Origin of the sequence: Massilia niabensis (genome assembly GCF_042655085.1) — a bacterium.
Classification (GTDB): domain Bacteria; phylum Pseudomonadota; class Gammaproteobacteria; order Burkholderiales; family Burkholderiaceae_D; genus Telluria; species Telluria niabensis.
Genome location: NZ_JBHSMU010000003.1, coordinates 97480 through 114117 on the forward strand (window position 1 = coordinate 97480; position 16638 = coordinate 114117).

General features: G+C 63.5%; 10 protein-coding genes. 6 read left to right on the plus strand and 4 right to left on the minus strand.

Annotated elements, in window-relative coordinates; translation table 11 throughout:
* Positions 1 to 248: 248 nt before the first annotated feature.
* Entirely contained in the window at positions 249 to 3101 is a 2853-nt protein-coding gene (locus ACFPN5_RS00630; protein ID WP_379779041.1) for a TonB-dependent receptor plug domain-containing protein, read from the plus strand.
* A 146-nt stretch (positions 3102 to 3247) separates the two neighbouring features.
* Positions 3248 to 4012 (plus strand): type I methionyl aminopeptidase, encoded by a 765-nt coding sequence (gene map, locus ACFPN5_RS00635; protein ID WP_379779043.1) that lies wholly within the window; start codon positions 3248 to 3250, stop codon positions 4010 to 4012.
* Between the two features lie 202 nt (positions 4013 to 4214).
* Here the strand turns inward: map and gap are convergent, their stop codons facing one another.
* Together gap and tkt are read right to left on the minus strand one after the other, a co-directional pair.
* Positions 4215 to 5225: a type I glyceraldehyde-3-phosphate dehydrogenase gene (gap, locus tag ACFPN5_RS00640; RefSeq protein WP_379779045.1), complete on the minus strand. Its 1011-nt coding sequence runs from the start codon at positions 5223 to 5225 to the stop codon at positions 4215 to 4217.
* An 81-nt stretch (positions 5226 to 5306) separates the two neighbouring features.
* Positions 5307 to 7304: a transketolase gene (gene tkt / locus ACFPN5_RS00645; protein ID WP_379779047.1), complete on the minus strand. Its 1998-nt coding sequence runs from the start codon at positions 7302 to 7304 to the stop codon at positions 5307 to 5309.
* A gap of 130 nt (positions 7305 to 7434) precedes the next feature.
* Between tkt and ACFPN5_RS00650 the strand changes: the two genes are divergently transcribed.
* Positions 7435 to 8166, plus strand: a complete 732-nt coding sequence (locus ACFPN5_RS00650; RefSeq protein ID WP_379779049.1) for a 16S rRNA (uracil(1498)-N(3))-methyltransferase — start codon at positions 7435 to 7437, stop codon at positions 8164 to 8166.
* A 113-nt stretch (positions 8167 to 8279) separates the two neighbouring features.
* Here the strand turns inward: ACFPN5_RS00650 and ACFPN5_RS00655 are convergent, their stop codons facing one another.
* Complete coding sequence (locus ACFPN5_RS00655) at positions 8280 to 11162, minus strand: TonB-dependent receptor (protein ID WP_379779050.1); 2883 nt, start codon at positions 11160 to 11162, stop codon at positions 8280 to 8282.
* 655 nt (positions 11163 to 11817) lie between these two features.
* On the opposite strand from ACFPN5_RS00655, the gene ACFPN5_RS00660 reads away from it, so the two are divergent.
* The 3 genes from ACFPN5_RS00660 to ACFPN5_RS00670 all read left to right on the plus strand — a co-directional run bounded on the left by ACFPN5_RS00660 (position 11818) and on the right by ACFPN5_RS00670 (position 15592).
* Complete coding sequence (locus ACFPN5_RS00660) at positions 11818 to 13455, plus strand: NAD(P)/FAD-dependent oxidoreductase (protein WP_379779052.1); 1638 nt, start codon at positions 11818 to 11820, stop codon at positions 13453 to 13455.
* A 67-nt stretch (positions 13456 to 13522) separates the two neighbouring features.
* Complete coding sequence (locus ACFPN5_RS00665) at positions 13523 to 14329, plus strand: EamA family transporter (protein ID WP_379779788.1); 807 nt, start codon at positions 13523 to 13525, stop codon at positions 14327 to 14329.
* A 117-nt stretch (positions 14330 to 14446) separates the two neighbouring features.
* Positions 14447 to 15592 carry a GGDEF domain-containing protein gene (locus tag ACFPN5_RS00670; protein ID WP_379779054.1) on the plus strand — a complete coding sequence of 382 codons (1146 nt, stop codon included), beginning with the start codon at positions 14447 to 14449 and terminating at the stop codon, positions 15590 to 15592.
* Between the two features lie 10 nt (positions 15593 to 15602).
* Here ACFPN5_RS00670 and corA read toward each other — a convergent pair whose 3' ends face one another.
* The gene (gene corA, locus ACFPN5_RS00675) at positions 15603 to 16571 is read right to left on the minus strand and encodes a magnesium/cobalt transporter CorA (protein ID WP_379779056.1); all 969 of its coding nucleotides are present in this window, start codon (positions 16569 to 16571) and stop codon (positions 15603 to 15605) included.
* Positions 16572 to 16638 lie beyond the last annotated feature (67 nt).

A 16638-nucleotide genomic window follows, 5' to 3' on the forward strand; every position in this document is an offset into this window, starting at 1 on the left:
GCCGGAGGCATGGCGCCAAACCGTATGCGGCACGAAGGCAATGTCAATACGCAAATTAACAACATTATCGATTGCTACCCTTGATGAATTGACAAGATCAGACGCTGAATGATTCCATTGCCCAGTTGTATAGCGCAGTCACGCGCATACGAACAATTTGTGCTGTCGATTCGTAACGAAGAGCCAGTGTCAATCGCAGACATTGCCCGTTTTTTACTGAGGAGTTTTGCAAAATGATGGAAACAATCTTGTCCCGGTCGATCCGCGCGATCTGCCTGGGCGGTATGGCTTTCGGCGTCAACGCCGCGTACGCGCAGGAAGTGTCGCAGCCGCTCCAACGCGTCGAGGTCACGGGTTCGCGTATTCGCCAGGTCGATCTGGAAACAGCCCAGCCAGTCCAGGTCATGACCCAGCAGCAGATCCAGGCAACCGGCCTGGTCACCGTGGGCGACATCCTGAACCAACTCTCCTCGGCAGGTTCGCCGGACTTCAGCAAGGGCGGCTCGCTGACCTCGAACCGTGAAAACGGTGGCCAGTACATCAACCTGCGCAACCTCGGTTCGCAGCGCCTGCTGGTGCTGGTCGACGGCAAGCGCTGGACCCAGACCGTCGACGGCTTTACCGACATGTCGACCGTTCCATCGTCGATGATCGACCGCATCGAAGTGCTGAAGGACGGCGCCTCGTCGATCTACGGCTCGGACGCGATCGCCGGCGTGGTCAACATCATCCTCAAGAAAAAACTGGAAGGCGGCCAGCTGAGCGCCTATATCGGCGCCAACGAAAACCACGGCGACGGCAAGAGCAAGGACTTCTCGCTGAGTTTCGGCGCGAACAGCGACAAAGTCTCGCTGATGTTCGGCCTGTCGCACACCGAGCAGGGCGTGGTCTGGGCCCGCAGCCGCGACATTACCCGCTTCCCGCGCACCCCGAAATACCCGACCGAAGGCCTCGGCGCCGGTCCATGGGCGAACATCTTCGATGATGCAGGCACCTTCGACCTGGTACTGAACCACACCGGCAGCGAGATCGGCGACGGCGTCGGCGCCGATTCGCGCAACCCGGCGAACTACCACGACTACAGCAGCAGCATCGCTGCAGACAAGTTCAACAGCGCGTCGCAGATGATGTTCCAGATGCCGAACCGCCTGGACACGATCTTCACCAAGGGCACCGTCGAACTGCCATACGGCATGCAGTTCGCCACCACCGCGATGTTCTCGCAGCGTAAGTCGAGCGCGCAGATCGCCGGCTACCCGCTCAACAGCTTCAGCCAGCCGGCCTTTCCTGTGTATGTCGACAAGGACAGCTACTACAATCCTTTCGGCAGTTCGGTGGCCGGCGCCGGCAACGGCATTGACGTAGGCTTCGTCCGCCGCACGATCGAACAGCCGCGCGTGACCGAAAACACCAACCGCACCTTCCACGTCGACGCCACCCTGTCGGGCGACTTCAACCTGCGTTCGCTGCCATGGAACTGGAGCGTCGGCTACAACCACAGCGCCGTCAACGGCTCGACCTTCGGCACCGGCAACCTGAACCTGCTGAACCTGAAGCGCGCCCTCGGCCCGTCGTTCCGCAACGCCTCGGGCGTGGTCCAGTGCGGCACGCCGGGCGCGCCGATCTCGCTGACCGAATGCACCCCGTTCAACATCATCGGCGGCCCATCGGCCTCGACCCCGGCGGCGATCGCCTACGTGATGTCGACCGGCCAGGCCACCTATGGCTCGACCATCAACAGCGCCACCGCCGACCTCGCCGGTGAACTGTTCACCCTGCCGGCCGGCGCCATCGGCATCGCCGGCGGTATCGAGCATCGTGAAGTGCGCGGCTATGACCAGCCGGGCCAGTTCGAGCAATCGGGCTACTCGAGCGACCTCGCCGGCAACCCGACGCGCGGCCGCTACACCGTGCGCGAAGCCTACGCCGAGCTGAACGTGCCGCTGCTGAAAGGCGTGCCCTTCGCTGAACTGCTGAGCGTCAACCTGGCAACGCGCCACTCGGACTACAGCAACTTCGGCGTGACCAACAACAGCAAGGCCAGCTTCATGTGGAAGCCGGTCAAGGACGTGCTGGTTCGCGGTACCTGGGCGGAAGGCTTCCGCGCACCGGCGGTGGGCGACACCTTCGGCGGCGGCCAGCAGACCTTCGACGACTACCTGGACCCGTGCGACTCGCTATATGGCCAGCGCAGCGCGCCGGGCGTGGAAGCGGCTTGTACCGCGGCCGGCGCCGGTCCGGGCTTCCGTCAGTTCGCACAGACCGGCCCGATCGAAAGCGCGGCCGGCGACCAGTCGCCGTATCCGTTCGTCGGCGGCGCCGGCAATGCCTTCCTGTCGCCTGAAACGGCCATCACGAAGACCGCCGGTTTCGTCTACAGCCCATCCTTCCTGCCAGGCTTCTCGGCTGCGCTGGACTGGTTCAACATCAAGGTCACGAACCAGATCACCGGCATTACCGCAAGCGAAGTGGCGGAATACTGCTACGTGCGCGGCCTGCCGTCGTTCTGCGGCGCGCTCAAGCGTGACCCGGCCAGCGGCCAGATCATCTCGCTGAACCGCGGCAACGCCAACAAGGGTGCCCTGGAAACCGAAGGCCTGGACCTGTCGCTGGGCTACCGCCTGCCGCGCACTGCCTATGGTGCGTTCAACATCCGTTCGGAAACCAGCTACGTCGACAGCCTGCGCGACCAGGCCGAGACCGGCGCTGAGTGGGTCAACTACGAAGGCGAGTACTTCTACAATCGCGTGAAGTCGAACCTGTCGCTGGACTGGAGCCTGGGCAACTGGAGCAGCACCGTCACCGCGCGTTACTACAGCCCGGTGAAGGATCACTGCTACAAGGTCAACGCAACCGAGTGCAACAGCATCGGCGGCACGGCGAGCTGGGGCACGAACTACAACAAGCTCGGCAGCGTGACCTACACCGACCTGAGCGTCGGTTACAAGACGGCCTGGAAAGGCCAGATCCTGGTCGGCGTGAACAACATTTTCGCCAAGGAGCCACGCATGACCGTGGACGGTGCAGCTTCGTCGTCGCTGGTCGACGCCGACTTCCCGCTCGACCGTTTCTTCTACGTGCGTTACAACCAGTCGTTCTGATGGCTGGGGCCCGCAAGGGCCTCTCTTGACGAAGGCTGGTCCAGCCAGGATGCCTGCCGGGGTTTGCCCCGGCGGGCATTTTTCATTCCGGGCTGCGGTATCATGGCGGATTGAGCGGCGCGGCCGCTTTATCGACTACACGAACAATGGCAATCAAACTCAAGAACGACAAGGACATCGCCAAGATGCGCGTCGCCGGCCGCATGGCCGCCGAGGTGCTGGAGATGATCAAGGAATACGTGCAGCCCGGCGTCTCGACCGAGGAGCTCGACCGCCGCTGCAACGAATACATCCGCAAGGTGCAAAAGGCCACGCCGGCCAACGTCGGCTACCACGGCTTCCCGAAGACCCTGTGCACCTCGGTCAACGGCGTCGTCTGCCACGGCATCCCCAGCGAAACCGATATTTTGAAGGACGGCGACATCGTCAACATCGACGTCACCGTCATCAAGGACGGCTGGCACGGCGACACCAGCCGCATGTACTACGCCGGCACCCCGAGTCCTGAAGCGAAGCGCCTGGTCGACACCACCTTCGAGTGCATGATGGCGGGCATCCGCGCGGTGCGCCCCGGCGCGCGCCTGGGCGACGTCGGCCACGCGATCCAGAAGCTGGCGGAAAGCGCCGGCTACTCCGTGGTGCGCGACTATTGCGGCCACGGCATCGGCCGCGTCTACCACGAAGACCCGCAGGTCCTGCACTACGGCCGCCCGAACACGGGCCTGCTGCTCAAGGAAGGCATGACCTTCACGGTCGAGCCGATGATCAACGCCGGCGACGACGAAGTGGCCCAGCTCGAGGACGGCTGGACCGTGGTCACGCGCGACGGTTCGCTGTCGGCCCAATGGGAGCACATGATCGCCGTGACCGGCAATGGCTTCGAGATCCTGACGCCCTGGCCGAAGGGCTGAGGCGTTCCGATGTTGGTTTCGCGGTGTTCTTAGGGTGGGCTCTTGAGCCCACGCGGTACGGCCTTTGATCACAGGTTGCCGTTGCGATCGAGCCGCATGGTATCCACTGCTGAGACCGCGTGGGCACAAGTGCCCACCCTACAAAAAAACCCGCCGATCGGCGGGTTTTTTGTACCTCAGTGACCTACCTGAGTGACGAGAATTACTTGGCGTTCATCAGCGCGACGGTGGTGTCGAGCATGCGGTTCGAGAAGCCCCACTCGTTGTCGTACCACGAGGACACCTTCACCAGGCGGCCCGAGACTTTTGTCAGGGTCGAATCGAAATTCGACGAGGCCGGGTTGTGGTTGAAGTCGATCGAGACCAGCGGTTCGGTCTGGTACGTCAGGATGCCCTTCAGGGCGCCTTCCGAAGCCGTCTTCAGGATCGCATTGACTTCGTCCACGGTCGTGTCGCGCTTGGCGATGAACGACAGGTCGACCAGCGACACGTTGATGGTCGGCACGCGGATCGCGAAGCCGTCCAGCTTGCCGTTCAGTTCCGGCAGCACCAGGCCGACAGCGGCAGCGGCGCCGGTCTTGGTCGGGATCATCGACTGGGTGGCCGAACGCGCGCGGCGCAGGTCTTCGTGCATCACGTCCGACAGCACCTGGTCGTTGGTGTAGGCGTGCACGGTGGTCATCAGGCCGGTTTCCAGGCCGATCGCATCGTTCAGCGGCTTGACCAGCGGGGCCAGGCAGTTGGTGGTGCAGGATGCGTTCGAGATGACCGTGTCGGTCGCTTTCAGCACTTCCTGGTTGACGCCGAAGACGATCGTTGCGTCGACGTCCTTGCCGCCTGGCGCCGAGATGATGACTTTCTTGGCGCCGCCCTTCAGGTGGGCCGAAGCCTTCTCTTTGGTGGTGAAGAAGCCGGTGCACTCCAGGACCACGTCCACGCCCAGCTCGCCCCATGGGATTTCGGCCGGGTTACGCTGCGCGAACACGCGGATCGAATCGCCGTTGACGATCATGTTGTCGCCCTCGACCGTGACGGTACCCGGGAACTTGCCGTGGGCGGTGTCGTAGCGGGTCAGGTGGGCATTCGACTCGGCATTGCCCAGGTCGTTGATGGCGACGATCTGGATGTCCTGCTGTTTGCCGCCTTCGTAGAAAGCGCGCAGGATGTTACGGCCGATGCGGCCGTAGCCGTTGATTGCAACTTTGATGGTCATACTCTTTGCTCCTGATTAAAAAAAACCGTTAGCAGGCGGGAAGGGACCAGCCTCTCCCGCGACCTTATTGTGTGCTTGTTCTTAGCCTGCGATGACCGCTTTGGCCTTCGCCACGACGTTCTCGACAGTGAAGCCGAAGTGCTTGAACAGTACGGGCGCCGGTGCCGACTCGCCGAAGGTGTCGATGCCCACGACCGCGCCTTCCAGGCCGACATACTTGTACCAGAAGTCACTCACGCCGGCTTCAATGGCAACACGTGGCGTGCCGCGTGTCAACACGCTGGCTTTATAGCTTGCGTCCTGGCGCTCGAAGACGTCGGTCGACGGCATCGATACCACACGTGCGGCAACGCCCTCGCCTGCCAGCGCATCGGCGGCCTTCATGGCCAGTTCGACTTCGGAGCCGGTGGCAATCAGAATCACGGCCGGGTTTTCCGCATCCCGCAGCACGTAGCCGCCCTTGGCCACGTTCGACACCGTGGCGGCGTCGCGTTCCATGAACGGCAGGTTCTGGCGCGAGAAGATCAGGGTCGACGGGCCGTCGCAGCGCTGCACTGCCGCGCCCCAGGCAACCTGCGATTCCACGGTGTCGCACGGACGCCAGTTGTCCAGGTTCGGGATCAGGCGCAGCGAGGAGACGTGCTCGACCGACTGGTGGGTCGGGCCGTCTTCGCCCAGGCCGATCGAGTCGTGGGTGAACACGAACAGCGAGCGGATCTTCATCAGGGCGGCCATGCGCAGGGCATTGCGGCTGTAGTCCGAGAAGGTGAGGAAGGTCGCGCCGAACGGGATGAAGCCGCCGTGCAGGGCAACGCCGTTCTGGATCGCGGCCATGCCGAATTCGCGCACGCCATAGTTGACGTGGTTGCCGGCGATGCCGGAACGCACGGCGACGCATTCTTTCCAGTTGGTGAGATTCGAACCGGTCAGGTCGGCCGAGCCGCCCAGGAATTCCGGCAGCACCGGCGCCAGCGCCTGGATCGCATTCTGCGAGGCCTTGCGGGTGGCGATGGTTTCCTTCTTGTCGATGCAGGCGGCGATCGCCGCGTCCAGCGTCTGCTGGAAGTTGCCCGGCAGTTCGCCCTTCATGCGGCGCTCGAGTTCGGCAGCCATGTCCGGGTGCTTCGCCGCATATTCGGCAAACATCGTGTTCCAGGCCGATTCCAGCTCGGCGCCGCGCGCTTTCGCGTCCCATGCGTCGTAGATTTCGGTCGGGATGTCGAACGGGATCGGATCCCATACCAGGTGCTGGCGCACGGCCGCGATTTCCTTGTCGCCCAGCGGGGCGCCGTGGACCTTGTCGCCGCCCTCGAGGTTCGGGGCGCCCTTGCCGATGATGGTCTTGCAGCAGATCAGGGTCGGACGGTCCGACGCCTTGGCCTGCTCGATCGCTGCCGAGACGGCCGCGACGTTGTGGCCGTCGACCTTCGGGATCACGTTCCAGCCATAGGCTTCAAAACGCTTCTGGGTGTCGTCGGTGAACCAGCCTTCGACCTTGCCGTCGATGGAAATGCCGTTGTCGTCGTACAGCCAGATCAGCTTGTTCAGGCGCAGCGTGCCGGCCAGCGAGGCGACTTCGTGCGAGATGCCTTCCATCAGGCAGCCGTCGCCCAGGAATGCGTAGGTGTAGTGGTCCACCACCTCGAAGCCCGGGCGGTTGAATTCATAGCTCAGCAGCCACTCGGCCAGCGCCATGCCGACCGAATTGGCGATGCCCTGGCCCAGCGGGCCGGTAGTCGTCTCCACGCCCGGCGTGATGTGCACTTCCGGGTGGCCCGGGGTCTTCGAGTGCAGCTGGCGGAAGTCCTTCAGGTCGTCCATCGACAGGTCGTAGCCCGCCAGGTGCAGCAGCGCGTAGTGCAGCATCGAGCCGTGGCCGTTCGACAGCAGGAAGCGGTCGCGGTTCAGCCAGCCCGGGTTGGCCGGGTTGTGGCGGTAATGTTTGTCCCACAAGGCGACGGCAATTTCCGCCATGCCCATTGGCATGCCAGGGTGGCCGGAGTTGGCTTTCTGGACAGCGTCCATTGCCAGCGCGCGGATCGCGTTGGCCATCAAGGTAGTGGTTTGCATAGATGTCATGAAAAACGTGGTCTGGATTGAAGGCGGAGGCGATGCGGCTGGCCGTAACCCGGTATTTTACCAGAGCACTCCCTTGCCCAATCGCTGCCGAATTAAAATGCAGGTTTTGCCTGTTTATATAAGGAGCCGCATGCCCCGCTTTTACTGTCCCCAGCCGCTCACGGGCGGCGCCCTCGTCGACCTGCCGGAATCCGTTGCCCATCACTTGCACGTCGTCAGGATGCAGCCGGGCGCCGAACTGACGCTGTTCGACGGCCATGGCGGCCAGTACGGGGCAACGCTGGTCGACATCGGCAAGCGGCGGGCAAGCGCCAGCGTGGGGGCCCATGAGCCGGTCGAGGTCGAACTGCCCTACGCCGTGACCCTGGCCCAGGGCTTGCCGGAGGGCTCGAAAATGGACTGGATCATCGAAAAGGCGGTGGAGCTCGGGGTAGCCGCCGTGCAGCCGCTGGCAGCGCAGCGCAGCGTGGTGCGCTTGTCGGGCGAGCGCGCGGAGAAGCGCCACGCGCACTGGCAGGGCGTGATCGTGGCGGCGTCCGAGCAGAGCGGGCGCAACCGCTTGGCCGCCCTCTCCCCGCTGGCGGACTTCGGGCGCTGGCTGGGCACGGCGCCGGCCGCGCCGCAGCCACGCATACTGCTCAGTCCGCGGGCCACGCAATCGCTGGCGGGATGGGCGCAGGCGAGCTCCCCGCAACCGCTCACGCTCCTGGTCGGCCCCGAGGGCGGTTTTACGCGCGAGGAAGAAGACGCGGCGCTGGCGGCCGGCGCCCTGGCGCTGTCGATGGGCCCGCGCGTGCTGCGCACCGAGACCGCCGCGCTGGCGGCGCTGGCGATGCTGGGCGGGATCTGGAACGGTATATAAACAAGCGGCTGCCAGCATTCGCTACACGAAAAAAACCCCGGTCGCAGGAATCCCTGCTACCGGGGTTTTGTATTCAAGCGGCAGCATCGCTGCCGCCGCATCACATCAGCCGATCAGAACTGGTAAGCCAGTCCCAGGCTGTAGAAGCGGCCGATGGCGCCAGCCTGGTGCAACGAAGCGTTGTACGAGGTCTGCGCACCGGCGTTGCCGTAGGTGCCGACGTCATACGGTGGCTCCTTGTCGAACAGGTTCAGGACAGCGGCGCGCAGGGTCAGGTTCTCGCTCAGCTTGTACTGGACGTTCAGGTTGGTCGTGGTGAACGACGACACGTCGCAGTACGCCAGAGGCTGGGGAAGACCCTGGAAGTAGGTGCGGCCACCGACGTTGAGAGCGGTGCTGTTGCAATCCACGGCGTCGTGCGACGGATCCTTGGTCGAGAAGCCGCTGGTGTAGTTCACCGTCGCGGTCACATCCAGCGGGCCACGGTTGTAGCCGAGGGCGAGCTGGGCACGGTTTTTCGGGTTGCCGGTGGCGCCGCCGACCGACGACGGACCCTGGGTGCCGGCCAGCTGGTAGGTGGTGCCTGCCACGGTGGTTTCATAACCGAAGGTGTGGGCCGCGCTCAGGTTTGCCGTTACGGCGCCCAAGTCGTTCGCCAGGCGCCAGCGGTAACGCACGTCCGCTTCGATACCGTGGGTCTGGGTGCTACCCGCGTTGATGTACGGCGACTCGCCGTACAGGATCGGGCCGACGATCGGGGTTGCCAGCGTCGTGGCCGTGCCGCCAGCCGACACCGTGGTCGGCACCGCCGCGCCGCGTACCCATTGGGGCACGTAGGTCGGATCGTTACCAGCGCGCGTCACGATCAGGTTGCTGATCTCGATGTTGTAGTAGTCCAGGCTCATGTTCAGGCCGCGCATCGGCTCGACGATGATACCGAAGGTGTACGACTTCGATTTTTCCGGCGACAGGTTCTGGTTGGTCGTTGTCTGGACGTACGGCGGGTTCTGGCCGCAGGCCGCGATGACGTTGCCGGCGGTGCTGGTCAGGCCGTTCGGGCACAGGATCGGGTCGTTGATCGCGTTGAAGGTGAAGAACGAACCTGCATTGCCCACCTCGGACGGATTCGGCGCGCGGAAGCCGCGTGCGAAGTTACCGCGCACGCCGACCTGGCGGATCGGGGTCCACTTGAAGTTGGCCGACGGCGTGAACGAGCGGCCGTAGGTATCGTAGTGGTCGTAACGGCCGGCGACGCTGACTTCGAGGTTCGTGATCGGGGTCGCGCGGATTTCGGCGAAGGCCGCGCTGTTGGTCTCTTCGCCGATGGCGAAGGCCGAGGTGCTGGCCACCGCGCCGTTCAGGGTCTGGCTCGACGGCGGCGCGTTCTGCTTCAGGTTGTGCCAGTGGACGCCGGCCGCGACGGCCAGTGGGCCTGCGCCCAGTTGCATCAGCTCGCGCGAACCGGACAGGTCGAAGTAATTGAGGGTGGTTTCCAGCCTGTTGCTGAACGTCGGCGAGACTTCCTGGATCAGCTCAGGCGAGTTCGGGCCCAGCACATTCCAGCGACCCTGGTTGATGGCGTTGTACAGGGCTGCACGGTTGACGTAGCCGCTGTATTCCGCATCGACCTTGACGCGGGTGGCGCCGACGGCGGCGTTGACGTCCCAGCCGTAGGCGCTACCGGTCAGGTCGGCCGAGAAACGCGTGCTCTTCGAGGTGTTGTCCGTGGTGTTGAGTGGAGCGAGTCCCGGGATATAACCGTACAGCGAGGCGGCCTGGCCGAACGGATTGGTCCGCCCAAAGCCGACTGGCGCGCCCGGTGCGAAGCGGGTATTCGCAATGCGGTTCACGCCACCGGTCAGCACGCCGTTGACGAGGGTGGTGCTGCCGGCGAAGTTGTTCGGCGAATAGGCCCCGGGGACGCCACGGTTGTTGATGCTGTCGCGCTTGAACAGCGAGCCCTTGAACGCGATTTCCCAGTCGTCGCTCAGCTTCTTGGTCATGCCGATCACGACGTTGAGGTTCTCGGTTGCAGGCTGGATGTTGGAGACTTCGTCGCGCACCGCGCAGCCGCCGGCGCGGTACAGCTCGTAGTTGCACTTTGGATCCAGGAAGCGGAAGTTGGCCGGGTTGGTAGCACCGGGGTTCGGGTTACCCTGGGCAGCCGTCGCGGAGTTGTACAGGAACGGGGTACTGGCCGCGGTCAGGCCGCCGTTCAGGCTGGTCGGCACGCCGAGGGTCAGGTCGTTACCCCCACGCGAAAGCCAGTTGCGGTTGGCCCAGCCGTACTGGTCGCGCTGTGCAACCTTGATCGCCTCCTGCTCACGCCACTCGGCGGTGATGAAGGTATTGTAGCCATCGGCGTCGATGTCGCCGATGCCGGTGCTGAACGAGGTGCGCCGGGTCCTGCCGCCGCCGCGATCGGTGTCGCCGTATTCGGCGTTCAGGCGGGTGCCCTTGAATTGCTTCTTCAGCTTGATGTTGACCACGCCGGCAATCGCGTCCGAACCGTACAGCGACGATGCGCCGCTCTTCAGGACTTCGATGCTTTCGATGGCGTCGAACGGGATCGACGACACGTCCACGAAGGAGCGCTGTGCGTCATCCGACAGCGGGTACGGAGACATGCGATGGCCGTCGATCAGCACCAGGGTGGCGCCGACGGTCAGGCCGCGCAGCGAGATGCCCGATGCGCCGTTGGCGAATGCGCCGGAGAAGCCGGTGCCCAGGGTGCCGGCGCCGTTGGCGGCCAGGTCGGTCAGCAGTTCGGCGACCGAAGTCTTGCCGCTACGCTGGATGTCTTGCGCGGTCAGCACCTGGACCGGGGTCGGGGTTTCAGTGTTGGCACGGCTGATCAGCGAGCCGGTCACGACGACGCGCTGCATGGCGGCTGTTTCAGGCTGCTGCTGCGCCATCGCCGGATTCATGCCTGCCAGGGCGCCTGTGGCTGCCAGGATCGCGATTGCGTGAGGCATCGACTTCAACTTGAACGTCATGGATACTTCTCCTTCTTGGGCTTTTTTAAAGTGGTTTTTTTCATTCAGCATTCCCGCGGCAAATACCGGGGAAAACTGTCTGTCTCTCTCGACCGTGACGCCCCTTGCGGCGCATCCCTGCCTGTCCGCGCTGACGCGGGCGGCAGGTGAAGTATGTTTGCGGCAAAGCGGCCGAAAATAAGGCAACTGGTTTTTACCGCTTTGCATGCCTGCTGTTTTTTTAGGCCTGGCGGGTTAGCACAGGCACTCTCAATTAACGCTTGAATCAAATCAAACATTATCTGAATGAATACATAAAACCATACCAAAAGTCCGGGTGTCAACAAAACGCGACAGCCCGCTTACATAGAAACAACAGGTTAAATCCAACGCTTTTTTATGGTGCGTCGCAGCAACTGCTGCGCTATCGAAAGAGGCACGCCTGCACCAAAACCGAACATTCTGTCGCGGCGCGCCAAAATGGCGCAATCATCTGCCTCCGGGTGTTAAATCATTGATTTCTTTTTAACTATGCGACTGCAATAAACGCCTGCCGAGGCAGGAATGTCTGTTTCCCACCCTGCGCCGGCGCTTACGGCTCCCCGCCCTGCCCTATGCCTTATACTTGCGCATTACACCGATTCGCCCTCCTCGCGCGGGCGCACCCCTGACTCATATGCTGCGAATTAACGAACTCAAACTTCCCCTCGACCACCCCGACCACGCCCTGCGCGACGCGATTCTCAAGCGCCTTGGCATCGAGGCCGGCGACCTGATCGACTTCAATGTCTTCAAGCGCAGCTACGATGCGCGCAAAAAAGCGGCCATCGTCCTGATCTACGCGATCGACGTCGAGGTCAACAATGAGAAAGCGGTGCTGGCGCGCCTGAAGGGCGACCAGTACATCCTGCCCTCGCCCGACACCGGCTACAAATTCGTCGACGCCGCGCGCCCGCCGGCCGGCACGCCGCGCCCGGTCGTGGTGGGCACCGGCCCCTGCGGCCTGTTCGTGGCGCTGATCCTGGCCCAGATGGGCCTCAATCCCCTGGTGCTGGAACGGGGCAAGATCGTGCGCGAACGGACCGTCGACACCTTCGGCTTCTGGCGCAAGCGCAAGCTCGACACCGAGTCGAACGTGCAGTTCGGCGAAGGCGGCGCCGGCACCTTCTCGGACGGCAAGCTGTACAGCCAGATCAAGGACCCGAAGCATTACGGGCGCAAGGTGCTGACCGAATTCGTGAAGTCCGGTGCGCCGGAAGAGATCATGTATGTCAGCAAGCCGCACATCGGCACCTTCCGCCTGGTGAAAATGGTCGAGCAGATGCGGGCCGAAATCATCTCGCTGGGCGGCGAAATTCGGTTCCAGACGCGCGTTGACGACATCGTCGTCAGCGAGGAAAACGGCGTGCGCCAGGTACGCGGCGTGGTGCTGGCCAATGGCGAACACATTCCGACCACCCACCTCGTGATGGCGGTCGGCCACAGCGCGCGCGACACCTTCGAGATGCTCTACAAGCGCGGCGTGTATGTGGAAGCGAAACCGTTCTCGATCGGGTTCCGGGTCGAGCACCCGCAGTCGCTGATCGACGTCTGCCGCTTCGGCCCGAACGCCGGCAACAAGATTTTGGGTGCGGCCGACTACAAGATCGTGCACCACGCCGCGAACGGGCGCTCGGTCTACAGCTTCTGCATGTGCCCGGGCGGCACGGTGGTTGCCGCCTCGAGCGAGGAAGGCCGCGTCGTCACCAACGGCATGAGCCAGTACTCGCGCAACGAGAGGAATGCCAACAGCGCCATCGTGGTCGGCATCACGCCCGAGGATTATCCCGGGCATCCACTGGCCGGCATCGCCTTCCAGCGCGAGCTCGAGTCGCGCGCCTATGTACTGGGCGGCAGCAACTACGACGCGCCGGGCCAGCTGATGGGCGACTTCGTGCGCGGCGTGCCGTCAACAGAGTTCGGCTCGGTGATCCCGTCCTTCCGCCCGGCCGTGCACCTGACCGACCTCGCCCCTTCCCTGCCCGAATACGCGATTAGCGCGATGCGCGAAGCCTTTGTCGCTTTCGACAAGCAGATCAAGGGCTATTACAAGGAAGACGCGGTGCTGACCGGCGTCGAGACGCGCACCTCGTCGCCGATCCGCATCAAGCGCCGCGACGACGACCTGCAAAGCCTGAACACGCGCGGCCTGTTCCCGGCCGGCGAAGGCGCCGGTTACGCCGGCGGCATCATGTCGGCGGCGGTGGACGGCATCCGCGTGGCCGAAGCGGTGGCGCTGGCGATGGGCGTGCAAGTGCCCGCGCTGCAGGCTTAACTTGCCGCCGGCGGGTGTGGCGGGCGCCGGCCCGGCCCTCGGGCCGGCATTGGCCATCCTGGCGTCGATGGTATCAGTGAACGTCGGCGCGGCCTTTGCCAAAGGACTGTTCCCGCTCGTCGGCAGCGCCGGTGTCACCGCGCTGCGCGTCGGCCTGGCCGCCCTCCTGCTGCTCGCCTTCTGGCGCCCCTGGCGCCGGCTGCCCGGCCGCGCCGACGCCCTCAACCTGCTCGTCTACGGGCTCATGCTCGGCTGCATGAACCTGACCATCTACGCCGCCTTTGCGCGCATCCCGATCGGGGTGGCGATCGCCATCGAAGTCACCGGCCCGCTGGCGCTGGTGCTGCTGTCCTCGCGCCGCCCGCGCGACGTCGCCTGGGTCGGCTGCGCCGCCGTGGGCCTGTGGCTGCTCTCGCCCCTGTATGGTGGCGCTTCGTCTTCGGCGCTCGACCCGGTCGGCGTCGCCTGGGCGCTGGGCGCAGCCTTCTGCTGGGCCATGTACATCGTGTTCGGCAAGCGCGTCTCGACGCTGGAGGGCGGCCATGCGGTCGCCTGGGGGATGCTGGTGGCCTCGCTGTGCGCCGTGCCGGTGGGCGTGGCGCAGGCGGGCACGGCGCTCTTTGCGCCAAGCGTGCTGGCGGCCGGGCTGGCGGTCGCCGTCCTGTCGAGCATCCTGCCTTATTCGCTCGAGATGGGCGCCCTGGCGCGCCTGCCGCGGCGCGTGTTCGGCATCCTGGTCAGCGCCGGCCCGGCCATCGGCGCGCTGGCCGGCTATTTCGTGCTCGGCGAGCGCCTGTCCGGCGTGCAGTGGGTGGCGATTGCGCTGATCATTGCCGCCACTGCAGGCAGCGCGGCCACGGCCGGGCGAAATTAGCGGCGGTCCAACCAAAAAAAGACAGTCGAGCACGAAAAATCGGGACCAACTTACATTTCCAAACGGCAACATCCTATAATGTTTGGTTCTACTCTTCTCGGTTATTCGGTGACAAATATGGAGCGGTTGACTAAATTCCTTCAACACAGCTACTTGTCCTTGCTTGCGCGCGTCACGCCGCCCGAAGTCGACCCGAATTCCGAGGAAGCGGACGACATTGCCAGGCTGCTCAACCTTGCGCTGCTTGCGGTGCCGGTCCTTGCTGGTTTTGTAGCCGAGTTTGCATTTTTCGGGATCTGGCAGCTTGCCTTGTCCCTTGCCCTGGCCGGCGTCGTGATGGTCGCTTCTCCCTGGATTTACTGGAAGAGCGCCAGCCTCGCGGTCGCACGGGAGAGTTTTCTGATCAGTTTGTTCGTGTTCAAACTGTTCGAATCGATGTTCCTGGCAAGTGTCAGTTCTCCCGGCAGCATGTGGTTCATCGCCATGCCGACAATCGCTATCCTGCTTGGAAGTGTTCTCTCGGGAGTGTGCTGGCTCGGCATTACGACCGCCAGCCTGCTCGTTTTATATCACCTGTACGGTGGAACTGTGAGCATGTTCGGAAACGTCCAGCAGAACATGGATTTCATGTACACCTTCAGTATGATCTTCCTGAGCGTCGGCATTGTTTGTTTTGTTGCCATGGTCGACGCCTCGAGGAAGAAGGCATTCCGGCGGCTGCAGGATGCCAACGCCGTCATTCGGCAGCTCGCCATTCGCGATCCGCTGACAGGCATCTTCAATCGCCGTTACATCTGGGAGCGCATGCAGGAGGAGGAGCAAGGCGCGCAGGGGAACGCCGGTACTTTCCATATCTGCCTGATCGACCTCGACCGATTCAAGCAGATCAACGACACCATGGGTCATGCCGCGGGCGACCTGGTCCTGCAAGCGGTCGCCAAGTCCATTCAGAGCGAGGTACGCGAGGAAGACTGCTTCGGCCGCTATGGCGGCGAAGAGTTCATCCTGATACTGAAGAGCTGCGACAGCTTCAACCCTGGAGCGTTTGCGGAAAGAATCCGCCAACGCGTGGCGGCGCTGTCGCTGGGCGAGCTTGGCGCCAAGATCCAGGTGACGGTTTCCATGGGCATTGCCCAGTTCCGTCACGGAGAAAGCTTTTCGGAAACGATCAATCGCGCCGACAGCGCCCTGTACACCGCCAAGGCCTCGGGGAGAAACCGGGTCGTTTCCGCAGAGGCAGCACCGCTGCCCCTGTCCGCCTGAGGTGTTCGCGCTATAACCAGCCCGATTTCTTGAAGCGGTAATACAGGTAGCCGCACACGCCGAACATCATCCCGACGGCGGTCGGGTAGCCATACTTCCACTTCAGCTCCGGCATGAACTCGAAATTCATGCCCCATACGCCGGCAAAGGCAGTGAACACGGCGAAGATCGCGGCATAGGCGGCGAGCTTCTTGTTGATGTCGTTTTCCTCGATGGTGACCATCGACAGCGTGACCTGGATCGCGGTGGCGATGGTGTCGCGGATGGTGTCGAGCCGGCCCGAGATGCGCAGCAGGTGGTCGTGGACGTCACGGAAATATTCCTGGGTATTGCAGGCAACCGTTGGCACCCGGCCGCCGTGCAGGCGCCCGACCGCGTCCATCAGCGGAATGACGGCATGGCGCAGCACCAGCGTATTGCGCTTCAGGTCGTACAGGTGCTCGATGTTGTCGCGCTGCGCGCCCTGGCCGCCGAAAATGCGGTCCTCGATCGATTCCAGGTCGGACTCGAGCTTGTCGACGATCGGAAAATAACGGTCGACGACCGCGTCCATCAGCGCGTACAGCACGAAGCCGGAGCCCATTTTCAGCAAGCGCGGATCGCGTTCAGTGCGTGCCCTGACGCCGAGAAATCCCTGCGATGAATCACGCCGCACCGACAGCACGTAGTTCGGTCCCGCGAAAATCGCCACCTCGCCGGAACACATTTCGTCGCCGTTCAGATTCACGGTATGCACGACCGTAAACACGGAATCGCCGTATTCCTCGAGTTTCGGACGCTGGTGGCCACGCGAGGCATCTTCGACGGCCAGTTCGTGCAGGCTGAATTCCTCCTGCATCTTGACCAGCTCACCAGGGTCCGGATCGCGCAAGGCGACCCAGACAAAGCAGTCCGGTTGTTTCAGGTACTCGCTGATATCCTCGACCGGGATATCGGACAGTTTTTTGCCTTCCTGGTAGGCGACGCAGTTGATCAGCATGGGAGTTGCAATGGATGGGACGGCGGATGCGAGAGCTTACACTATCCGCCGCATATTACTGCAGGGT

Coding starts and splice junctions, on each gene's coding strand:
- map (WP_379779043.1), top strand. CDS start 3,248: ATGGCAATCAAACTCAAGAACGACAAGGACATCGCCAAGATGCGCGTC.
- ACFPN5_RS00650 (WP_379779049.1), top strand. CDS start 7,435: ATGCCCCGCTTTTACTGTCCCCAGCCGCTCACGGGCGGCGCCCTCGTC.
- ACFPN5_RS00670 (WP_379779054.1), top strand. CDS start 14,447: ATGGAGCGGTTGACTAAATTCCTTCAACACAGCTACTTGTCCTTGCTT.
- ACFPN5_RS00665 (WP_379779788.1), top strand. CDS start 13,523: ATGGTATCAGTGAACGTCGGCGCGGCCTTTGCCAAAGGACTGTTCCCG.
- tkt (WP_379779047.1), bottom strand. CDS start 7,304: ATGACATCTATGCAAACCACTACCTTGATGGCCAACGCGATCCGCGCG.
- ACFPN5_RS00660 (WP_379779052.1), top strand. CDS start 11,818: ATGCTGCGAATTAACGAACTCAAACTTCCCCTCGACCACCCCGACCAC.
- ACFPN5_RS00655 (WP_379779050.1), bottom strand. CDS start 11,162: ATGACGTTCAAGTTGAAGTCGATGCCTCACGCAATCGCGATCCTGGCA.
- corA (WP_379779056.1), bottom strand. CDS start 16,571: ATGCTGATCAACTGCGTCGCCTACCAGGAAGGCAAAAAACTGTCCGAT.
- gap (WP_379779045.1), bottom strand. CDS start 5,225: ATGACCATCAAAGTTGCAATCAACGGCTACGGCCGCATCGGCCGTAAC.